Origin of the sequence: Saccharibacillus sp. CPCC 101409 (assembly GCF_030518235.1) — a bacterium.
GTDB lineage: Bacteria > Bacillota > Bacilli > Paenibacillales > Paenibacillaceae > Saccharibacillus.
In genome coordinates this window covers 334,518-348,743 of the sequence record NZ_JAULSA010000001.1, presented here as the reverse complement: position 1 = coordinate 348,743, position 14,226 = coordinate 334,518, and the positions used below count along the sequence as shown (strand labels likewise).

General features: G+C 60.7%; 12 protein-coding genes. 4 read left to right on the top strand and 8 right to left on the bottom strand.

Translation table 11 applies throughout. From position 1 onward, the window contains the following. Nucleotides 1–35 precede the first annotated feature (35 nt). The 3 genes from QWJ34_RS01445 to QWJ34_RS01435 all read right to left on the bottom strand — a co-directional run bounded on the left by QWJ34_RS01445 (nt 36) and on the right by QWJ34_RS01435 (nt 3,853). Nucleotides 36–1,388 (bottom strand): stalk domain-containing protein, encoded by a 1,353-nt coding sequence (locus QWJ34_RS01445; RefSeq protein ID WP_302725269.1) that lies wholly within the window; start codon nt 1,386–1,388, stop codon nt 36–38. Nucleotides 1,389–1,538: 150 nt separating this feature from the next. Next, nucleotides 1,539–2,495, bottom strand: coding sequence for a dipeptidase (locus tag QWJ34_RS01440; protein WP_302725818.1), 957 nt, complete (start codon nt 2,493–2,495; stop codon nt 1,539–1,541). Then, the gene (locus QWJ34_RS01435; RefSeq protein ID WP_302725268.1) at nt 2,495–3,853 is read right to left on the bottom strand and encodes a cryptochrome/photolyase family protein; all 1,359 of its coding nucleotides are present in this window, start codon (nt 3,851–3,853) and stop codon (nt 2,495–2,497) included. The genes QWJ34_RS01440 and QWJ34_RS01435 overlap by 1 nt, the downstream gene beginning before the upstream one ends. Nucleotides 3,854–4,071: 218 nt before the next feature. Between QWJ34_RS01435 and QWJ34_RS01430 the strand changes: the two genes are divergently transcribed. Together QWJ34_RS01430 and QWJ34_RS01425 are read left to right on the top strand one after the other, a co-directional pair. Then, nucleotides 4,072–4,593: a hypothetical protein gene (locus QWJ34_RS01430; RefSeq protein ID WP_302725267.1), complete on the top strand. Its 522-nt coding sequence runs from the start codon at nt 4,072–4,074 to the stop codon at nt 4,591–4,593. 15 nt (nt 4,594–4,608) lie between these two features. After that, entirely contained in the window at nt 4,609–5,019 is a 411-nt protein-coding gene (locus QWJ34_RS01425) for a cupin domain-containing protein (RefSeq protein ID WP_302725266.1), read from the top strand. Between the two features lie 78 nt (nt 5,020–5,097). Here the strand turns inward: QWJ34_RS01425 and QWJ34_RS01420 are convergent, their stop codons facing one another. Together QWJ34_RS01420 and QWJ34_RS01415 are read right to left on the bottom strand one after the other, a co-directional pair. After that, nucleotides 5,098–5,943, bottom strand: coding sequence for an aldo/keto reductase (locus QWJ34_RS01420; RefSeq protein WP_302725265.1), 846 nt, complete (start codon nt 5,941–5,943; stop codon nt 5,098–5,100). Nucleotides 5,944–6,062: 119 nt separating this feature from the next. After that, nucleotides 6,063–6,683: a TetR/AcrR family transcriptional regulator gene (locus QWJ34_RS01415; protein ID WP_302725264.1), complete on the bottom strand. Its 621-nt coding sequence runs from the start codon at nt 6,681–6,683 to the stop codon at nt 6,063–6,065. Between the two features lie 284 nt (nt 6,684–6,967). On the opposite strand from QWJ34_RS01415, the gene QWJ34_RS01410 reads away from it, so the two are divergent. After that, nucleotides 6,968–8,146, top strand: coding sequence for an NADH:flavin oxidoreductase (locus QWJ34_RS01410; RefSeq protein ID WP_302725263.1), 1,179 nt, complete (start codon nt 6,968–6,970; stop codon nt 8,144–8,146). Between the two features lie 153 nt (nt 8,147–8,299). On the opposite strand, the gene QWJ34_RS01405 is transcribed toward QWJ34_RS01410, so the two are convergent. Both QWJ34_RS01405 and QWJ34_RS01400 read right to left on the bottom strand, forming a co-directional pair. Next, the gene (locus tag QWJ34_RS01405; RefSeq protein ID WP_302725262.1) at nt 8,300–10,795 is read right to left on the bottom strand and encodes an McrB family protein; all 2,496 of its coding nucleotides are present in this window, start codon (nt 10,793–10,795) and stop codon (nt 8,300–8,302) included. A 151-nt stretch (nt 10,796–10,946) separates the two neighbouring features. Beyond that, nucleotides 10,947–11,588, bottom strand: a complete 642-nt coding sequence (locus QWJ34_RS01400) for a bifunctional 2-keto-4-hydroxyglutarate aldolase/2-keto-3-deoxy-6-phosphogluconate aldolase (protein WP_302725261.1) — start codon at nt 11,586–11,588, stop codon at nt 10,947–10,949. Between the two features lie 323 nt (nt 11,589–11,911). Between QWJ34_RS01400 and QWJ34_RS01395 the strand changes: the two genes are divergently transcribed. Beyond that, nucleotides 11,912–12,871, top strand: a complete 960-nt coding sequence (locus tag QWJ34_RS01395) for a sugar kinase (protein WP_302725260.1) — start codon at nt 11,912–11,914, stop codon at nt 12,869–12,871. 166 nt (nt 12,872–13,037) lie between these two features. On the opposite strand, the gene QWJ34_RS01390 is transcribed toward QWJ34_RS01395, so the two are convergent. Further along, entirely contained in the window at nt 13,038–14,057 is a 1,020-nt protein-coding gene (locus QWJ34_RS01390; RefSeq protein ID WP_302725259.1) for a LacI family DNA-binding transcriptional regulator, read from the bottom strand. Nucleotides 14,058–14,226: the final 169 nt, after the last annotated feature.

Genomic DNA, 14,226 nt, shown 5'->3' with positions numbered 1-14,226 from the left:
CCGGTCTTCGTTCGGATTCCCCGGTCCTTACCGGTTCAATTTTCGATATGGAAGTCGCGGCTGCCGATCTGAACATAGACCACGCCGTCTTTGTCCGGAGGCTGGATGTCGAACACGTAGCGCTCCGTTTTGCCGCCTGTGTATTTCAGCGTGATCGTATTTTTGGAGATCGTATACGTTCCGGTCACCGTTTTGGCGGAAGAACTGCTCTCGGTGCGTGCCGCTCCGGTATCCAGAGCCGCGATCGACAGCGTATCGCTCGTGAACTTTCCGTCTGCGGTGAAGGTCATAAAGTCCGTCCACGATGTAGTAAACGGCGTGATGCCGACCAGTCCGTAATACCCCTGCGAAATATATTCGCCGCTCAGCTTCGTTCCGGCTTTCGCCGGCGTCAACCGACCGAGGTGTACATCGTTAATGACCAGGTTGCCTTCGCCGCTGACCGAGATCGGCAGCGTTTCGCCGCCCTGGATAACCAGCTTCCCGTTCTTGATCGAATAGTTCCGGCATTTGTCGGTCTTGCAGTCGACATTCTCCGGTCCGCCGCCGGCCGGCTCGCCGACCACGACTTTACTGCCCGGCAGGAACGTATAGAACTTCCAGCAGATTCCGCCGCATTCGTATCCGGCGTAGTCGTATTCCGCGCCGTAGTACATGCCCGACAGCTTGTTCAGGTCGACTTTGGCCGTGCCGGAATTTCCGCTCGCCCGGTCCTGCTCCGCTTTCTTGCGCTCGGCTTCGGCTTTCTCCGCCGCTTTGGCTTCCGCGTATTTGGCGTCGGCTTCCGCCTGCTGCTTGGCGAGTTCCGCTTTGACCCGGGCGGCCGTGACGCCTTTGGACTGCATCCATTCCGTCGTCACGACAATGATCTGACGCCCCGGCCCGTTCCAGTGCACAATGGCTCCGGTCGCTTCGCCGACGAACCGCAGCGGCACGAGCGTATTGCCCCCGATGCTGGTCGCCGGGTAATCCAGCGCGACCTGGCGGCCGTTGACGGTCGCCGTTTTGGAACCGAGCTTGAGACTCAGCTCCGTGCCGGGCTTCACCGCTTTTACCGTGCCCGAGGCCTGGTTCCAGGTCAGTTCCATGCCCAGCTTCTCGAACAGCGGCCGCATTTGCACCAGTGTCGTGTCCTGCCGGCTGACCGGGTCTACCGAGAACGCCAGCGGCGTGCTTTCTTCGTTGAGCATGACCCGGATCGGCGCTTCCGCCGCTTCGGTCCGCAGGCCCCCGCCCGCAAGCGCCGCGATCAGCGCCGCCAGAAACGCGATCCGAAGCAGCAGTTTCCCGCCGCCCCGCACGGTCCCCGCTTCTCCGCGCAAGTCCCCGCCCGTCCATGGCGCGCGCCGCCTGTCCACCCCGCTGCCGTGTGTCGTCATTCCGTTCATTTAATCTCTCCTTCCTTCGATAAGGGATTAATCAAGCAAAGGTTTGAGCTTATAAACAGTTTAACACGACAGCGCGATAAATTTAATTTACAGAGAGAATTCCCCTTAAAAAATTCAAAATTCCTTCTAAGTGTTTGGATTTCCGTTTCATCAAACCGGGACTTTGGCCTCTGAACCCGGCAGGCTCCGCGCAAAATTATCGAACGCGAATCCCCGCACCTGCTCTTCGCTGTAATGCTTCAGCAGCTCGTTCACCAGATTCTGCGTCCGGCCCGCGTGCTCCAGTCCCCGGATCATGCGGGAAATGCCGTCGAAGTCGGAACCGAGACCTATATGCCGCTCGCCGCCGAGCGAGCAGAGATGGTCGATATGCCGCACCAGATCGCCGGCCTCGACTTTGCGCTCCGCATAGTCGCCGCGCGTAAATTCCGGACAGTACACGATATGCACCTGCGCGCCCCGCGCAAACATCGCCCGAGCCTGCTCGTCCGTCAGATTGCGCGGATGGTCGCACAGCGCCCGGGCGTTGGAGTGGCTGGCGATCGGGTAATCGGCTGTCTCCATCACGTCCCAGAAGCCGCGTTCGCTCAGATGGCTGACGTCGGTGAGCATGCGGTATTTGTTGTTCAGCGCGACGATTTCCCGCCCGAATGCGCTCAGTCCCGCGCCGCGCGGTTCCAGCACGCCGTCGGCGGCGCGATTGGAATAATTCCACGTCAGGCCGACCGAACGCACGCCGAGGCGGTACAGCAGGTGCAGCTTTTTCAGGTCGTTCTCGATCGGGTCCACGCCTTCGAGCGTCAGCAGCGCCCCGATCTTCCCTTCCTCCAGCTCCGCGATCTGCGACCATTCGGTGATAGGCATCAGGTCGTCGTGCTTGTCCAGTACTTCCGTGTAAAAGTAATGGATCTGGTTCAGGCACGACTGGAAGCGGGCCGTTCCCGGCAGCGCCGGATCGACGAACACGGCAAATCCCTGGATCGCGATTCCGCCTTCCCTCAGCCGATTGCGGCTGCTCGCCAGTTCCGGCTCGTCCGTATAGGAAAAAGCGCCGCCGGACTGCTCGATTTTCGCCAGCGCGTCGCAGTGCAGATCGATAATGCGCATCATTTCGCGTCTCCTTTTCCGCCGTTTACGATACTCTTGTACGTTTCGATCGCATCCGCCCGCGAAACTTTCAGATCGACGACGGCGTTTTCGCGCGGCTTATGCACCGTTTTGACATCCTCGTCTTTCAGCTCCGGCAGCCATTGCCGGATATGCTCGCCGTTCGGATCGTATTTCTCGGATTGGGTCACGGGATTCACAACGCGGAAATACGGGGCGGAATTGGCTCCCAGCGACGCGCACCACAGCCAGTTGCCGCGGTTCTGGATATTGTCGTAGTCCAGCAGCTTGCGCCGGAAATACTGCTCGCCGAGCGTAAAGGGACACCGCAGGTTTTTGGTCAGGAACATCGCGCACAGAATCCGCAGCCGGTTGGGCATCAGTCCCGTTTCGTTCAGCTCCGTCATCGCCGCGTCGATCGCCGGAATGCCGGTTTGTCCTTTGGCCCAGCGCTCGAAATGCTCGTCCGTCAGTGCGGACAGGTCGTACTTTTTCTCATAGGAAAAATAATCCGGATCGTAAACGGCCAGGTACAGATAGAAGTCGCGAAAAGCCAGCTGGCGCACCCATTCGTCGTGTCCGTCCTGCCGGATCGCCCGGGCGTACAATTCGCGGATCGATACGGCGCCGGCGTTGACATGCGGATTGACGCCGCTCGCCGGCAGTTCCGGGTAATAGTCGCGCTTGTCGCCGTATTCCGCAAGGTCTTCTTTTAAAAATGGGTCCAGCTTCTCTTTCCATTCGTCCGCCGGCTCGTAATCGTCCGGGTCGAACGGCAGAGCGAACTTTTTGAGCCATTTCGGCTGCGCGCCGCTCTCTTCCAGATCGCTCAACGCGACGGAAGACGGCTCGTTCGGCGCATGCGCCAGGTACTCCAGCCATTTGCGGTGAAAAGGAGCGAAGATCTTGTAGTAGCCGTCTTTGCCCGTGAACTCCGCGAACCGTTCGGGATCGATCATCAGCGAATCGACGAGCAGCGTGAATGCGGCTCCGTTCGCTTCGGCCGTTTGTTTCAACTTGCGGTCGCGCTCGCGCGCATACGGGGTAAAATCGCGGTGCGCGACCACTTCGTCGATCTCGTGCTCGCCGCCTTTGAGCTTTGCGAGCAGCCAGTCCAGCACTTCGGACGGTTCGCCGTAAACCAGATGCAGCGTGCGTCCTTCCGCGTCGTACAAGCGGCGCAGACGCGAGACGTGCCGCAGGAAATTGACGCCGCTGTGCTCTTTTTCCCGGCCTTTTTGCAGCAGAAAAGGATCGAGAATCAGCAGATGCAGCGTCGGCTGCCTCGCTTCCTTCAAGTAGTCGAAAGCGGCCAGGTCGACGGTGCGCAGGTCTTTGCGGTGAATAAACAGTTTCAAGGGTAGGGCTCCTTTCCGCGATCGGATCGTCGAGGTTTCTCTTATATTAACCAATCCGCGGGCGAGAGGGAACGGCGAGGCGCCGGAGAACGGACAAGGAAGAAAAAGGAAGTGATTCGCCGTCCTTGTAATCGTCCAAGTACCAAAGATAAGGCTGCTCGCGACAAGCCCTATTACGTTGTCAACGTACTATTATTCCGAATTTGGAGGTACCGATCATGAACAGAACATCGACCCGAAAATGGAGAAAACCGACCGCGATTCTGGGCGCCGCGATGCTGACGGCCGCGCTGGCCCTGCCCGCCGCCGCGGCTCCCGTCCATACTTCCGCCTCGTACGGCGCTTCGACTTCCGCGTCTTCGAGCGTGGAGAAAAAGCTGGTTAACGTTGCCGGCTTCAAAGACGCTTCCAACGTCAAAGCGTTCTACGCCAATCTCCAGCGCGCCGTCGCCAAAGGCGACAAAGCGGCCGTAGCCGCGCGCGTGCATTACCCGCTGTCCGTCTATCTGGATACCGACGACGACAAGCCGGCCGCGAAGACGGTCATCAAAACCAAAGCGCAGTTCCTGAACAAATACAATCAAATCTTTACCGAGGACGTGCGCGAAAGCCTTGCGGAAACCTCGTTCGCGGAGCTGTTCGTGAACCAGGACGGCGCGTCGATCGACGACGGCCATATCTGGTTTACCCCGTCCAAATCCGGCATGCCGGGCATCTCGACGGTGAATGTGGACGACTGATCGGAGGAATTTCTTATGGCTCACGAAGAACTGAACGGCGGCGGGATCTTCCCGCTCGGCGGCAAAGCGGAAAGCGAGTATTTTACCGGCGAAACATACCGCAATATGATCTTTACCGATCCCGAGCCGCTGAACGCGGCGATCGGCAGCGTTACATTCGCGCCGGGTTCGCGGACCAACTGGCATACGCATAAAGTCGGGCAGGTGCTGCTCGTCACCGGCGGCGAAGGCTGGTACCGGGAAGAAGGCAAGCCGGCACAGCCGCTCAAGCAGGGCGACGTCGTGAATATTCCGGCGAATGTCAAACACTGGCACGGCGCGGCTCAAAACAGCTGGTTTGTGCATATCGCGCTCACGCCGGGCGAAACGCAGTGGCTGGAGCCGGTGGAAGACGAAGCTTACGGACGGCTGGGCCAAGGCGAATAGGCAGCGTTCACGAAAGCGGTCCTGCCGCGCAAATAAGGCTGACGGGGAAATTCCCGTCAGCCTTTTGTCCGTTCCGTTTCAGATCCGCAGCTCGCCCAGCATTTTGACAAACCGGGGATCGCGGTGGGAGAAGAACAGCGTCTCGCCGGTGTCGAGAGCCGCAATCCGCTCCAAATCTCCGGCGCTCAGTTCGAAGTCGAAAATATCGAAGTTCTCCGCGATCCGCTCGGCGCGGACGGACTTCGGAATCACCACGACGCCGCGCTGCACCAGCCAGCGAAGTACCACCTGGGCGACGGACTTGCCGTACTGCTGCCCGATCGCCGCGAGCGTTTCGTTGGTAAACAAATCGTTGCGTCCTTCGGCGAACGGCCCCCACGATTCGATCTGCACGCCGTGCTCTTTCATAAACGCTTCGTTGTCGGCCTGCTGGAAGAACGGATGCGTTTCGACCTGGTTGACGGCCGGCACGATCTTGTTGTGCACGATCAGGTCCATCAGCCGGTCCGGAAGGAAATTGCTGACGCCGATCGCTTTGACCCGGCCTTCTTCGTACAGTTCTTCCATCGCCCGCCACGCGCCGTGCACATCGCCGAACGGCTGATGGATCAGGTACAGCTCGAGGTAATCCAGCCCCAGCTTCTCCAGCGATGTTTCGAATGCGAGTTTGGCTTTCTCGTAGCCGGCATCCTGCACCCACAGCTTGGTCGTTACGAAAATGTCTTCTCTCGGCACGCCGCTGCGTTTGATCGCCCGGCCGACCGCTTCCTCGTTCCGATAGCCGGCTGCGGTGTCGATCAGCCGGTATCCGGCCTGCAGCGCTTCGTAAACGGAGCGTTCGCATTCTTCCGCGTCGGGAATCTGGTAAACCCCGAAACCGAGGATCGGCATGTGGACGCCGTTGTTCAACGTTACGGTTTGCATATGAATTCCTCCTGTTGGTCGAATAGATGACTGAAGCGGCAGAGCGCCGTATCGAGACAAGTCTAGCCCCTTCGTGTAACACGAAGTCAAGCGGGGCCGGTCAACTTTTTTTGGGAGGATTACTTTTCCTTTTTTGAGGATTCCCTTTCTGCGCCGCTCCGCGGCGGCGCAAAGCCGCTTATCACAAACGCCGCTCCGCGATCCGCCAGTCCTTCCCGGCTTTCGCTTCCGCCGCCGCGGTGCCAGCGGTAAGCGAGTCCGTAGACCGACCAGGCAATCATGGTGGCCGCTGAGCGGTTCTCTTCGGTCTCGGCTTCGTCTTCGGCCCGCGCCGTCAGCATACGCAGCAGAAAACGCTCCAGCTGTACGCGGATATCTTCTTCCATCAGCAGCGCGACCGAATCGTAGCGCTTGATACAAACGCTGCTGGCTTCATGATATTCGCACAAGGACAGAATCAGCCGCCGCACGGATTCTTCGTTCAGACCGGCTTCCGCATCGATGCGTTCCGGCACGTAAAATTCGAACGCAATCTGCAAAAAGGCTTCCATCAGCGCGTATTTGTCCTGAAAATGCGCATAGAAAGTCGCCCGGTTGATCGTTGCCGCGCGGGCGACGTCGAGGATGGTAATCTCGTTGAAGTCTTTCTCGTGCATCAGCCGGCCGAACGCGTCCAGAATCAGCCGCCGTGTCCGGATTACACGCGGGTCGTTCGGGTTCGGCGCAAATATTCCCGCCATGCTGGCCCTCCTTTCTTTTTCGCTCTATTCCGTTCATCCGGCGCAGCGCGCCGATGCTTCAAATTATAGGCAAAACGTCCGGACGCGGCAACCGGACAGAAGCGGCGCCCGGAAAAGCGCTACCCGACAATTTTTCGCAAAACGCGGTTAAGCAACAGACCCCGGATATTGCCGGTTGAGAGGCCGCGCGGGCGGGGGTACGCTTATACCCGCAGCCGCCAAGCTGCTCAATCGCGGCCCTGCTGTCGGGCTGCGATCGATACTATTCCCGGAGGTGCTTATTCATGTCGAATTCCCGTTCCTTATCGCAATCCCAATCCGAAACCCAATCCGAATTTCAAACGGAGTCCCATAATCCGGCGTTGTCCGCAGAGCTGCTGTTCCGGCCTTACGCCCTGACCGGCACGCTGACCCTGCAATCCCGGCTCGTCATGCCCGCCATGGCGCGCGGCTTCTCGCCGGGCGGCGTGCCCGGTCCGGACGTCGCCGCTTATTACCGCCGCCGCGCGGAAAGCGGGGTCGGCCTGATTATTACCGAAGGCGCCGTGATCGATCATCCGTCGGCGGTCAGCGAAACGAGCGTTCCCGCGATGTACGGCGAAGCGGCGCTCGACGGATGGGCCGAAGTCGTGCGGCAGGTGCACGAAGCCGGCGGCCGGATCTTCCCGCAGCTCTGGCATATGGGCATGGCCCGTCCCGCCGGTTCGCAGCCGCACCCGGAAGCGCCTTCGATCGGCCCGTCCGGGCTCGATCTAAGCGGTAGTCCTGCCGGCGAACCGATGACCGAAGCGCAGATCGAAGACGTCGTCCGTTCGTATGCCCGCGCCGCGGCGGAAGCCAAACGGATCGGCTTCGACGGCGTGGAACTTCAAGGCGCGCACGGCTACCTGATCGACCAGTTTTTGTGGGAGCGGACGAACAAGCGCACGGACCGCTACGGCGGCGATCTCACCGCACGCGCGCGGTTTGCCGTGGACGTCATCCAGGCGATTCGCGCCGAAACGGGTCCGGATTTCCCGATTGCGATCCGTTTATCGCAGTGGAAGCAGAGCGATTACACGGCCAGACCGTGGCAAACGCCGGAAGAACTGGGAGAATTTCTGAATCTTCTCGCTGAAGCCGGCGTGGATCTGTTCCACTGCTCGACCCGCCGTTTCCACGAACCCGAATTCGAAGGCTCGACGCTGAATCTGGCCGGATGGGCCAAAAAGCTAACCGGAAAGCCGGTCGTCACGGTCGGTTCGGTCGGACTGGACAATGAGTTTCTGAACGCTTATCAGGGCCGGGGAGCCGGCAGCGTCGGCCTTGACGAGCTGCTGCAGCGGCTGGAAAACGGAGAATTCGACCTTGTCGCCGTAGGCCGCGCCCTGCTGGCCGATCCCGAATGGCCGCGCAAGATCCGCGAAGGCCGCAAAGACGAGCTCAAAGCGTTCGATCCGGCGGCGCTGGGCGAGCTGTATTGAAGAAATTTAGAATGCCATAGTAGAAAAGACGTTCCTGCCGCCGCATATCGCGGCGGCCGGGAACGGCTTTTTTCGGAGCTTGACCGCCGTGCCGGAGCTGGCGGTTCGAAGCGGGAAATCCGCCGGAGGCCGCGCAGTCCCGCCATTCAATGTTCAGCTCAACCAGTACGACGTAAATCCGTCTTCGTCCAGCCTCCGCAGCATATAAGCCAGCTTCTTCGCGCTCTGCGGATAACGGGCGGCGGCCAGCGCTTCGCGTCCGCGCCGCCCGGCGTATACGTCTTCGGCCGAATCTTCAAGTTCGCGCCAGTCGAACGCTCCGGCCGCTTCGCTTCCCAGGCAGTGGCGCAGCAGATCCAGCAGCACCCTTTTCACCGCAAACCGGCTCCCCTGGATGCGCGGCAGGATCTTCTGCATCAGCTGGCCGTCGAACGCGGCGTCGCGGGCCATCAGGCGGAAGCGTTCATTATAGATCAGATAGAAGCAGACGGCGTCGCGCACCCGGAAACCCACATGCGCCTGGATGTCTTCGAGAACGGTATTGATTTGCGCAAGCTCCGCGGCGGTAACGCGAATGAGGTCCCCATGCTCGTCCATCGCGTCGATCAGCTGCAAATAATCGCTTTGCAGCAGATGGCGGTCCGCCCGCAGCGGGAACAGTTCTTCCTGCGCTTCTTCGCGAAGCAGCGGAAGCTGCATCAGGTCGATATGATTGAATTCGATCGTGCCGGCGCGGTCCAGCACCTTTTTGCTGAACGGATACGTCGTCTCGTCCATATTCACCGTCCCGATCAGATAAACGTTGCCGGGGATGGTCAGTCCGCCGTAAGCCGCGCGGTCCGCTTCCCGCTCGAACAGCTCTTCGGGCAGCAGCGGCTGCGACGAAATCTCGTTTCCGGGGCGGCCCGATCTTTCCCGCTCTTCCGCTTCCCGGCGGCCGGCGGGCCGGCGGCGCGTCTCCATCAGGCTGAGCAGGTCGCTGAAATAATGCTCGACCCGAGCCAGGTTCATCTCGTCCAGCACGATAAAGTGCGGACGGTCCGCTTCGCCGGGAAGCGACGCACGGCGCAGCGCCAGCGTCAGCGGTCCGGGCTTGAACGCGCCGGACAGGTCTTTGTAGCCGATCAAGTCTGCGGGATCGCTCCAGTCCGGCCGCACGGGAATGAGCGTGAACCGCCCGTTGTCCGCGGAAGCGCCGACCGCTTCCGCGAACAGCCGCGACAGCTGCGTTTTGCCCGTGCCGGAGATGCCGGCCAGAATCACGAACGGCCGGGTCTTGAGCGACAAGTAATAATGCTCGACCAGCCCGTCCGGGAACGAGAATCCTTTCTGCCGGATATACCCGGCGACCTGCCGCACCGCGGCGCTCACTTCGCGGTCGGGAATATGCGGCAGCGGCGGCTCGGCCGGCTCCGGAGCGGGAGGCCCGGCGCTCAGGCGTTCGATCGAGTTGTCCGGATCGAACGGCGGCGGCCCGCCGTCTTCGCGGCCGGTCTCCGCCGCGCCGCGGACGAAATCCGGCCAGTCCGTGCGCGGACAAGCGCGCAGGAGCGCCTCCAGCTCCTCCGGCGCAAATTCATGCAGCCGCAAAGGAAGCGAAGCATTGTCCGCCGCGGACGGCGCGGACAATTCCCGCGCCGCGCGCAGAAACGCCGGCTCCGCGTCCAGCCCTTCGAGCCGCACCGCCGGATTCAGCCGGCGGTAGTCCACGCGGACGCGCAGCCCGCTTCCCCGGCCCGGCAGGCCCGCCGGAGCCAGCGGGTCGTCCGCCCGCGCGGCCGCTTCCGCCACGCGGCCGGCAAAGCGCAGCTCGCCGCGCTCGCTGTGCAGCACGACGTCGCCCGGGCGCAGCCGCGCAAGCGCGGCCGCTGCTTCCGCCCGCGCCTGCGGCGCGCGGCGGCCCTGTCCGGCCCCTGCGGCGCGGCCGTCCTCGGCCGTCCAGAGCAGCCCGAGCGCGCTCTCGCGCTCCAGCGCCGCGCCGTGCTCGGCCCACCAGACCCGCGGCGCCTGCCGGTCCGCCAGGGTCTCCAGCTCCATCCGGTACGTATACGGCGTATCCGTCCGGTAGAAATACACATATTCGGCGCGCTCCTCCCGGAGCTTGTCCGAATCGGTTCCGCCGCCCGGATCGCGGCGGGCGGGAATGCGCAGCCCGGCCCCCGTCTCGGCCGGCCCGCTTTGCCCGGTGCGCGGCGCGGCTTCAAGCAGCGCCGCCTCCGCTTCTTCGGCCCCGCCCGGCCGAATCGCCCGTGAAGACTCGCCCGAAGTCCCGTCCTCTTCGGCCGTCCCTCCGTCTTCCCCCGGCGGCAGCCCGCCGCGGGTCGCGTGAAACGCCGAAGCCAGGAACCGCTTCAGCTCCTTATTCGAATCGTAGTGGATCTCAAGAGCTTCTCCGCCGCGAAAGCCGATGCGCCGGCGCTCCATCCGCACTTCGTAAGCGGCGTATACATCGCCGGTCTGGTGCATCAGATGCACCGGACGGCTCTCGCCGGCCGCGGGAAAGACTCCGCCGCCCGCTTCCGCAAAATCCGCGTGGAACTCCGCCGGAATCTCGAAGCCGTATTCGAACATCCCCGCTTCCACCTCGATACGCGCGATAAGGCCGGCGATCCGTTCGTCCTTCCACCAGCTTCCGTGTTGTTTAATCATGAATGCCCTCCGGTCCTGAATCTCTCGCTGTCAGCAGCAGTACCTTCATTTTAACCGCTTTGCGGCGGAAGCAAAAGAAACTCGCCTTCCGTATGGAAGACGAGTTTCGCACCGTGCCGAAAATCGGTGACCGTTTGCCGGATTCAGCCGCTTACCCCTGCCGCAGCGAACGGTACTTCGCGACATACTTCGCCGCCAGCTCCGTAACCTGGTCGTAATGTCCCTGCTTCGCGGGCGCCGTCAGGTTGCCGCCGATGCCGACCGCGATACAGCCGGCATTGAGCCACTGCTCCATATTGTCCAGATCGACGCCGCCGGTCGGCATGATATTGATATGCGGCATCGGACCTTTGACCGCTTTGACAAAGTCCGCTCCGAACGCGCTGCCCGGGAACAGCTTCAGCACATCGACGCCCATTTTCAGCGCTTCCTTGATTTCTCCCAGCGTCAGCACGCCCGGCATGTAAGGGATCGAGTACAGATTGCACAGCTCGGCCGTTTCTTTTTCAAAAGAAGGGCTGACCACAAATTCCGCTCCGGCCAGAATCGCGATTCTCGCCGTGATCGGGTCCAGCACGGTGCCCGCGCCGATGACCGCTCGGTCTCCGTATTCGGCGGCCAGATCGCGGATCGCGTGTTCCGCGCCCGGTGTCGTAAATGTGACTTCGATATTCGTCAGGCCGCCTTCGATGCAGGCGGCGGACATTTTATAAGCATCCTCCGCGTTGTCGGCCCGAATAACCGCCACCACGCCGCAGGTTTGCAGACTGCCCAGTACTTTCAATTTCTTCATTGTAATTGCTCCTTTGCTTCTCCAATTTTAAGATAGGTGAACACGCACGATTTTTACTAAACTTTTTTATCAAAACTATCAAAAAACACTCTAATTAGAATACTAGATTCTAACGGTTGGCGAGTCAATATCTTTTTGGGATTGGCCGCTTTATAATCGGGAATTTTCGAATAAACCTTGATAAATCGGGGTTTATTTTTATTTTATTTATTCATCGCTGCCAATTTCGTCAAACTATTCTGCTTTTAAAAGGAAGAGCGCAATTGTACAAAACCGGTTTATGTGATACTTTAAAGAAAACGATCTCTTAGGAGGAATAACGCATGTCCAATAGACTGGCTGCCGTCACTTTCGGCGAACCGATGGCTATGTTTCGCGCCGACGAAGAAGGAGAGCTGCACGAGGTTGTTTCGTTCTCCAAGTCGCTCGCCGGAGCCGAAAGCAACGTAGCGACCGGGTTGTGCCGATTGGGTCACAAGACAGGCTATGTAACCAAACTCGGAGAAGACAGCTTCGGACGATTTATTACACAGGCCCAGCAGCAGGAAGGAATCGATACGTCTTCCGTGACGTTTACCCAGGAGCGGCCGACCGGCATGCTGCTGAAATCGAGAGTGGCAAGCGGCGATCCGAAAGTGGAATACTTCCGCAAACAGTCGGCCGCTTCCACGCTTTCCGTCGCCGATTTTGACGAGGCGTACTTCGCTTCGGCCGGGCACCTGCACGTAACCGGTATTTCGGCAGCGCTTTCGGCATCGATGCTGGAATTCTCCAAACACGCCATGACTTATATGAAGGAACTCGGCCGCACCATCTCGTTCGACCCCAATTTGCGTCCGGTCTTGTGGGCGGACCAGCAGGTCATGATCGACACGCTCAACGATCTGGCCGCCCGCAGCGACTGGTTCTTCCCCGGCATCGGCGAAGCCCGCCTGCTGACCGGACTTCAAGAACCGGAAGAAATCGCCGACTATTATTTGAATAAAGGCGTCTCGCTGGTGGTCATCAAGATGGGACCGGGCGGAGCCTTCTACAAAACGACAGAAGGCTCCGGCTTCGCGCCGGGCTTCGAGGTCAAGGAAGTCGTCGATACCGTGGGCGCGGGCGACGGATTTGCGGCGGGAGTCGTCAGCGCGCTGCTGGAGAAGCTGGATATCCGGTCCGCCGTTACGCGCGGCAACGCGCTCGGCGCGCTCGCCGTGATGTCGCCGGGCGATATGGACGGCCTGCCGTCGCGCGAAGAACTGGACGCTTTCCTGGCGACCGCCGCTCCCGCACGCTAGAAGCGGCGCGCCGGCGGTTCGGGGCGAAGCCGATATTCATTTTCAGTCTCGCATGGATCTTCTTTAATGGATCTTCTTCAATAGGATGTCAAAAAGGACTTCGCGCACCGGGCCCGGTTGCGCGAAGTCCTTTTTTATGCCGCGCCGTCCCTGCCTCCGGCCCGTTTTAGCGCCCAAGGGTCTCGACCGAAGCGCCGCTGCGCAAAGCCGGCGCGAACCGGTACGTAATCGGCACGAGCTTTTCTTTGTCTTCGATGCCGGATACGATGATCTTGGCCGCCTGGGCGCCCATTTCATGCGCGGGCTGGGACAGCGTCGTGATCGCGGGATTATAAATCTGCGCGAACTCGGCGTCGTCGATGCCGATCACGGAAAGCTGCCTCGGGATCGCAATCCCCTGACGATTGGATGCTTTGAGCAGCTCGGCCAGCACGATATCGTTGGCGGCGATGACCGCGGTCGGCGGTTCCGGCAGCGCCATCAGCTCGGCCAGTTCGCCCGCGATGTCTTCCGCCGCCGCGCTGAGGATATATTCTGCGCGCAGCGGCAGACCGGCTTCGTCCATCGCTTTGCGGAAAGCGCCCAGCCGCTCCTGGCGCGGCGTGATCGGCTGCCGTCCGAGCGGCAGCGTAATCATCCCGATGCGCGAATGCCCCCGGCCGGCCAGCTCCGCAACGCCCATCTTGACCGCCTTCTCATTGTCGAGCAGCAGGCTTTGCGTGCCTACGCCTTCCACCAGCCGGTCGATAAATACGAAAGGCGTCTGGCGCTCGCTCAGCTTGTCGTACACGGAAGCCCGGTGCTCCGTCGGAAACACGATCAGCCCGTCCACCTGCCGCGCCAGAAGCGTCTCGATATGCCGGCGCTCTTTGGCGGGATCTTCGTCGGTGTTGCAGATCAGCACCTGGATGCCCCGGCTTTGCAGTTCGCTTTCGATCGCTCTGACGCATCTGATCGACAGATTGTAATTGATGTCCGCCACGATCACCCCGACCAGGTAGGTCCGGTTCTGCTTGAGGCTGCGGGCCAGTCCGTTCGGCTGGTACTCCAGCTCCCGGATCACTTCCGCTATGCGCTGCCGGGTCGACTCGCTCATATATTTGTACCTTTGATTCAGGTATTGGGATACGGTACTTTTGGAAACGCCCGCTTTACGAGCGACATCTTCAATCGTCAGCTTTTTCATGATCAGACTCCGCTCTTTGCTTTTCTCCGTTCCGGGAACTGTTACAAGCATAGCCTAAACCCGTTTATTTTTCTACGCCCCGCCGGCCTGCTTGATCTTCCTCGCGGAAAAAGCCTTTCCCGCGACGGCGCGGGTTTCCCCGGCTCCCGCTTCAGAAAGGCTCGATTTC

What these genes read in the sequence shown, in the direction of transcription:
- QWJ34_RS01430 (WP_302725267.1), top strand. Translation starts at nt 4,072, where the DNA reads ATGAACAGAACATCGACCCGAAAATGGAGAAAACCGACCGCGATTCTG.
- QWJ34_RS01425 (WP_302725266.1), top strand. Translation starts at nt 4,609, where the DNA reads ATGGCTCACGAAGAACTGAACGGCGGCGGGATCTTCCCGCTCGGCGGC.
- QWJ34_RS01390 (WP_302725259.1), bottom strand. Translation starts at nt 14,057, where the DNA reads ATGAAAAAGCTGACGATTGAAGATGTCGCTCGTAAAGCGGGCGTTTCC.
- QWJ34_RS01415 (WP_302725264.1), bottom strand. Translation starts at nt 6,683, where the DNA reads ATGGCGGGAATATTTGCGCCGAACCCGAACGACCCGCGTGTAATCCGG.
- QWJ34_RS01400 (WP_302725261.1), bottom strand. Translation starts at nt 11,588, where the DNA reads ATGAAGAAATTGAAAGTACTGGGCAGTCTGCAAACCTGCGGCGTGGTG.
- QWJ34_RS01440 (WP_302725818.1), bottom strand. Translation starts at nt 2,495, where the DNA reads ATGCGCATTATCGATCTGCACTGCGACGCGCTGGCGAAAATCGAGCAG.
- QWJ34_RS01445 (WP_302725269.1), bottom strand. Translation starts at nt 1,388, where the DNA reads ATGAACGGAATGACGACACACGGCAGCGGGGTGGACAGGCGGCGCGCG.
- QWJ34_RS01420 (WP_302725265.1), bottom strand. Translation starts at nt 5,943, where the DNA reads ATGCAAACCGTAACGTTGAACAACGGCGTCCACATGCCGATCCTCGGT.
- QWJ34_RS01410 (WP_302725263.1), top strand. Translation starts at nt 6,968, where the DNA reads ATGTCGAATTCCCGTTCCTTATCGCAATCCCAATCCGAAACCCAATCC.
- QWJ34_RS01405 (WP_302725262.1), bottom strand. Translation starts at nt 10,795, where the DNA reads ATGATTAAACAACACGGAAGCTGGTGGAAGGACGAACGGATCGCCGGC.
- QWJ34_RS01395 (WP_302725260.1), top strand. Translation starts at nt 11,912, where the DNA reads ATGTCCAATAGACTGGCTGCCGTCACTTTCGGCGAACCGATGGCTATG.